1 rRNA gene is annotated in these 2,934 nt (G+C 54.3%); it reads right to left on the bottom strand.

Annotated features, from left to right (window positions below):
* Positions 1 to 2,929, bottom strand: a 23S ribosomal RNA gene (locus tag LRR81_RS21065).
* Positions 2,930 to 2,934: the final 5 nt, after the last annotated feature.

The raw sequence follows: 2,934 nt of genomic DNA on the forward strand, positions 1-2,934 counted from the left end.
TAGGTTAAGTCCTCGATCGATTAGTATCCGTCAGCTCCACGTGTCACCACGCTTCCACCCCGGACCTATCTACCTGATCATCTTTCAGGGATCTTACTTCATAAAGAATGGGAAATCTCATCTTGAGGGGGGCTTCATGCTTAGATGCTTTCAGCACTTATCCCTTCCGCACGTAGCTACCCAGCGATGCCTTTGGCAAGACAGCTGGTACACCAGCGGTGCGTCCATCCCGGTCCTCTCGTACTAAGGACAGCTCCTCTCAAATTTCCTGCGCCCGCGACGGATAGGGACCGAACTGTCTCACGACGTTCTGAACCCAGCTCGCGTACCGCTTTAATGGGCGAACAGCCCAACCCTTGGGACCGACTACAGCCCCAGGATGCGATGAGCCGACATCGAGGTGCCAAACCTCCCCGTCGATGTGGACTCTTGGGGGAGATAAGCCTGTTATCCCCGGGGTAGCTTTTATCCGTTGAGCGATGGCCCTTCCATGCGGAACCACCGGATCACTAAGCCCGACTTTCGTCCCTGCTCGACTTGTAGGTCTCGCAGTCAAGCTCCCTTGTGCCTTTACACTCTGCGAATGATTTCCAACCATTCTGAGGGAACCTTTGGGCGCCTCCGTTACATTTTAGGAGGCGACCGCCCCAGTCAAACTGCCCGCCTGACACTGTCTCCCGGCCCGATAAGGGCCGCGGGTTAGAAGTTCAACACAGCCAGGGTAGTATCCCACCAATGCCTCCACCGAAGCTGGCGCTCCGGCTTCCAAGGCTCCTACCTATCCTGTACAAGCTGTGCCAAAATTCAATATCAGGCTGCAGTAAAGCTCCACGGGGTCTTTCCGTCCTGTCGCGGGTAACCTGCATCTTCACAGGTACTATAATTTCACCGAGTCTCTCGTTGAGACAGTGCCCAGATCGTTACGCCTTTCGTGCGGGTCGGAACTTACCCGACAAGGAATTTCGCTACCTTAGGACCGTTATAGTTACGGCCGCCGTTTACTGGGGCTTCGATTCAAAGCTTCGCTTGCGCTAACCTCTCCTCTTAACCTTCCAGCACCGGGCAGGCGTCAGCCCCTATACTTCGCCTTGCGGCTTCGCAGAGACCTGTGTTTTTGCTAAACAGTCGCCTGGGCCTATTCACTGCGGCTTTTCCGGGCTATTCACCCAGAGAAGCACCCCTTCTCCCGAAGTTACGGGGTCATTTTGCCGAGTTCCTTAACGAGAGTTCTCTCGATCACCTTAGGATTCTCTCCTCGCCTACCTGTGTCGGTTTGCGGTACGGGCACCTCTCACCTCGCTAGAGGCTTTTCTAGGCAGTGTGGAATCAGGAACTTCGGTACTTAATTTCCCTCGCCATCACAGCTCAGCCTTCTGAGGAAAGCGGATTTGCCTGCTTTCCAGCCTAACTGCTTGGACGCGCATATCCAACAGCGCGCTTGCCCTATCCTCCTGCGTCCCCCCATTGCTCAAATGGTGAGGAGGTGGTACAGGAATTTCAACCTGTTGTCCATCGCCTACGCCTTTCGGCCTCGGCTTAGGTCCCGACTAACCCTGAGCGGACGAGCCTTCCTCAGGAAACCTTAGGCATTCGGTGGAGGGGATTCTCACCCCTCTTTCGCTACTCATACCGGCATTCTCACTTCTAAGCGCTCCACAGGTCCTTCCGGTCCTGCTTCTCAGCCCTTAGAACGCTCTCCTACCACTGTTCGAAGAACAGTCCGCAGCTTCGGTGATCCGTTTAGCCCCGGTACATTTTCGGCGCAGGGTCACTCGACCAGTGAGCTATTACGCACTCTTTAAATGGTGGCTGCTTCTAAGCCAACATCCTGGTTGTCTAAGCAACCCCACATCCTTTTCCACTTAACGGATACTTGGGGACCTTAGCTGGCGGTCTGGGCTGTTTCCCTTTCGACTACGGATCTTATCACTCGCAGTCTGACTCCCAAGGATAAGTCTTTGGCATTCGGAGTTTGACTGAATTCGGTAACCCGATGGGGGCCCCTAGTCCAATCAGTGCTCTACCTCCAAGACTCTTACCTTGAGGCTAGCCCTAAAGCTATTTCGGAGAGAACCAGCTATCTCCAGGTTCGATTGGAATTTCTCCGCTACCCACACCTCATCCCCGCACTTTTCAACGTGCGTGGGTTCGGGCCTCCATTCAGTGTTACCTGAACTTCACCCTGGACATGGGTAGATCACCTGGTTTCGGGTCTGCGACCACGTACTGTAAGCGCCCTATTCAGACTCGCTTTCGCTGCGGCTCCGTCTCTTCAACTTAACCTTGCACGTAATCGCAACTCGCCGGTTCATTCTACAAAAGGCACGCCATCACCCGTTAACGGGCTCTGACTACTTGTAGGCACACGGTTTCAGGATCTGTTTCACTCCCCTTCCGGGGTGCTTTTCACCTTTCCCTCACGGTACTGGTTCACTATCGGTCACTAGGGAGTATTTAGCCTTGGGAGATGGTCCTCCCGGATTCCGACGGGATTTCTCGTGTCCCGCCGTACTCAGGATCCACTCAGGAGGGAACGAAGTTTCAGCTACAGGGCTGTTACCTTCTTTGGCGGGCCTTTCCAGACCGCTTCGCTTACCCCGTTCCTTTGTAACTCCGTGTTGAGTGTCCTACAACCCCAGAAGGCAAGCCTTCTGGTTTGGGCTGATCCCGTTTCGCTCGCCGCTACTCAGGGAATCGCATTTGCTTTCTCTTCCTCCGGGTACTTAGATGTTTCAGTTCCCCGGGTCTGCCTTCCATGCCCTATGAATTCAGGCAAGGATACTGCTCCATTACGAGCAATGGGTTCCCCCATTCGGAAATCTCCGGATCAAAGCTTACTTACAGCTCCCCGAAGCATATCGGTGTTAGTACCGTCCTTCATCGGCTCCTAGTGCCAAGGCATCCACCGTGCGCCCTTACTAACTTAACCTATCG

It is taken from the genome of Metabacillus kandeliae, from assembly GCF_021166585.1.
Lineage (GTDB): Bacteria > Bacillota > Bacilli > Bacillales > Bacillaceae > Metabacillus_B > Metabacillus_B kandeliae.